Source organism: Ignavibacteria bacterium (assembly GCA_025612375.1).
Classification (GTDB): domain Bacteria; phylum Bacteroidota; class Ignavibacteria; order Ignavibacteriales; family SURF-24; genus JAAXKN01.
Genome location: JAAXKN010000096.1, coordinates 1 through 2,576 on the forward strand (window position 1 = coordinate 1; position 2,576 = coordinate 2,576).

At 40.0% G+C, this 2,576-nt stretch carries 4 protein-coding genes; all 4 read right to left on the reverse strand.

Translation table 11 applies throughout. The features are described 5' to 3' along the window. A partial coding sequence (locus HF312_21365; GenBank protein ID MCU7522765.1) for a hypothetical protein occupies positions 1-571 on the reverse strand: 571 nt, incomplete at its 3' end. A gap of 257 nt (positions 572-828) precedes the next feature. After that, entirely contained in the window at positions 829-1,662 is an 834-nt protein-coding gene (pheA, locus tag HF312_21370; GenBank protein ID MCU7522766.1) for a prephenate dehydratase, read from the reverse strand. A gap of 1 nt (position 1,663) precedes the next feature. Continuing rightward, positions 1,664-2,269, reverse strand: a complete 606-nt coding sequence (locus HF312_21375; protein ID MCU7522767.1) for a dephospho-CoA kinase — start codon at positions 2,267-2,269, stop codon at positions 1,664-1,666. Positions 2,270-2,418: 149 nt separating this feature from the next. Further along, a partial coding sequence (locus tag HF312_21380; GenBank protein MCU7522768.1) for a hypothetical protein occupies positions 2,419-2,576 on the reverse strand: 158 nt, incomplete at its 5' end.

The window sequence follows — 2,576 nt, forward strand, 5'->3', positions numbered from 1 at the left end:
TGCCCTGATTGGGTTTTACTGAAGCAAAGTTAATCCTGATTACTATCTTCTTATAAATTCTGATTGAGTTTTTCTCCGCATCGAACTGAACGGGATAAACGTTCACCGTCTGCACAGGAATATTTCTTGCCAGGCCGTAGCGCCCGAAGGAAACCAGATCGTTCATCCGGTAATCATTATACTTGCTGCTTATGATGTCTGAATAAGAGAGCATTCCGTTTTTATAGACGGTCTTCCTGATCGGTGCAACTCTTCCCTGCAGTTCAATATAGTCGGATCCGATTACCTGAATCGTGTTTCCAATTTCTCCAGGAACGCCAACGGAAAAAGACCTTACAGATATTGCCGGCATGCCGTAATCCTGAAGGTTTAATACTTCACCGCCTGAAAATGAAATGCGCTTAAATGTCTGGTTATTAATAATAACCGAAGAGGTGTCTGTGTACTGAGGAGTAAATTCCAGAGTAAGCGACCTGGTGCCGGATGAGATGACTTTTATATCCTGGGATGCCAGTACAGCAGAACTGGCTAAAAGGATAAAAGTAAATATTATAAAGTATTTGCTTTTCATGCTTTCCAATAGTAGCCGGCACGCATTGAAATATCAAAGCGCGGCAGCCTCTTCAAAATAATTTAATAAATTCCACTTGTGAAAACTTGTAATAAAAGTAGCAAATACTCTATATGTAATTCCTTTTTTTGGGACAAATTTAAGGAACTGGGGGTATCTTTGTCAAGTCAAATTACAATTTTACCTAATTATAATTTGAGGTACATTCCTTCTATTTAATAAAAAGAATGCAGATAAAAGTCAACTGAAATTTCAACTTATGTGTTAAAAGTTTTCCCAATTGCATAAGATCCCAATACCCTCACAGAACTGGATATCTCTTTCAGATGATTTAGAGCATTTACTACTTTTTTATCTTTAAGGCTTCCTTTAAGATCCACATAGAACAAATACTGAAAGGTTTTTGCCGGTTTTGGGCGCGATTCGATCTTGGTAAGGTCTATATCACGCAGTGCAAAAACGCTTAACGCCCTGAAAAGCGAGCCGGGTGTGCTGTTCAGGTCAAAAACAATTGACGTCTTTGAATCCTTCAGCGGTGCTTCCTGTGCTTTTGGCGAAATTACCACGAAACGGGTATAATTTTTCTTCTCATTCTGTATATTGCTGCTTATAACCTGCAGATTATACCTTTCAGCCGCATTTTTGCTCGCAATTGCCGCAGCAGGCTCGTCCATTGAAGAAACTATCTTTGCCGCTCCGGCTGTGTCATATTCAGGGATTACTTCCGTGTTTTTTAATTTTGTAAGAAATTTCGAGCACTGCCCCAAAGCCTGGGGATGCGAATAAATCCTCTTGATCTGCGGTATACTGTATTTGCTCTTTCCAAGCAGGTAATGGTGTATCTGCAGATTTAGTTCCCCAATTATAGTAAGAGTATAATTTACAAGGAGGTCATAGGTTTCATAAACGCTTCCGTAGAGGGAATTTTCAATTGGTACAACGCCAAAGTCCGCCTCCCCTTCTGAAACCTTCCTGAAAACAGAGTCAAAGGTAACCGAAGGTGAAAGCCGGAGATTCTTCCCTCCGAAATAATTCATTGAGGCCATTTCGCTATAGGCGCCCGGTTCTCCCTGATATGCAACAACTTTCATTTTATACCGCAACGAGATTTAATAGGGTTATAAGAAAATCGGCTTTTTTCTTCAATTCATCGAGTCCCGAGTTGTTTTCGAACGAAAAATCGGCCCATTCCTTCTTTTCTTCATCCGGAATCTGATTTTCCATCCTTTTCCTTATGGCCTCTTCGGTCATCTTTCCCTTCTGAATGACGCGCTTGATCCTTGTTTCAGCAGGAGCCGTAACAAGCACTACATAATCAAACATGTCCTCCATTGCAGCTTCATAGATCAGCGCCGCCTCAACAAAGACATATTTGCTTTTTTTCGATAATTCCTTTACTTCACCGTCAATTTCTTTTATTACCGCCGGATGAACAATGGAGTTAATTTTATTTACCCCTTCAGGATTAGAAAATACCTTTTCAGCCAGGTAAGCGGTGTTTACTCCCGAAAGATCATATGCATTCTTTCCAAAGGCCGAAATTATCTTTTTCCTTACAGATTCATCCTTAAGAAGTATATCCTTGGCTTTTTTATCGGCATTAATAACCGGGTAGCCTTTTTCAGACAGAAAACCGCAGAATTCACTTTTCCCGGAACCGATGCCGCCGGTTACGGCTACAACTAAACTTTTTCCCATTTTCACCTGTTTTTCTTCTTTTTGCTCAGATATCGAAACAATAAGATAACGAATTAAGCCGAACTAAAAAATATTGAATATCAAAAAAAAATGCCATTCTGTGACGCAGAACGGCATTTTCTAATTTTATACTGCAGCGAATTATTTTTTCATCTTATTACGGCAAGTTTACCAAGGACTTCCTGCTTTCCCCCGCCATCAGGGTCCTTTATAATTACCTTATACAGGTAAACGCCATTGGCAGGTAAGTTCCCGTCATTATCACGCCCGTCCCAGTCTATTCTTACAAATTTATCCGTAATCGACA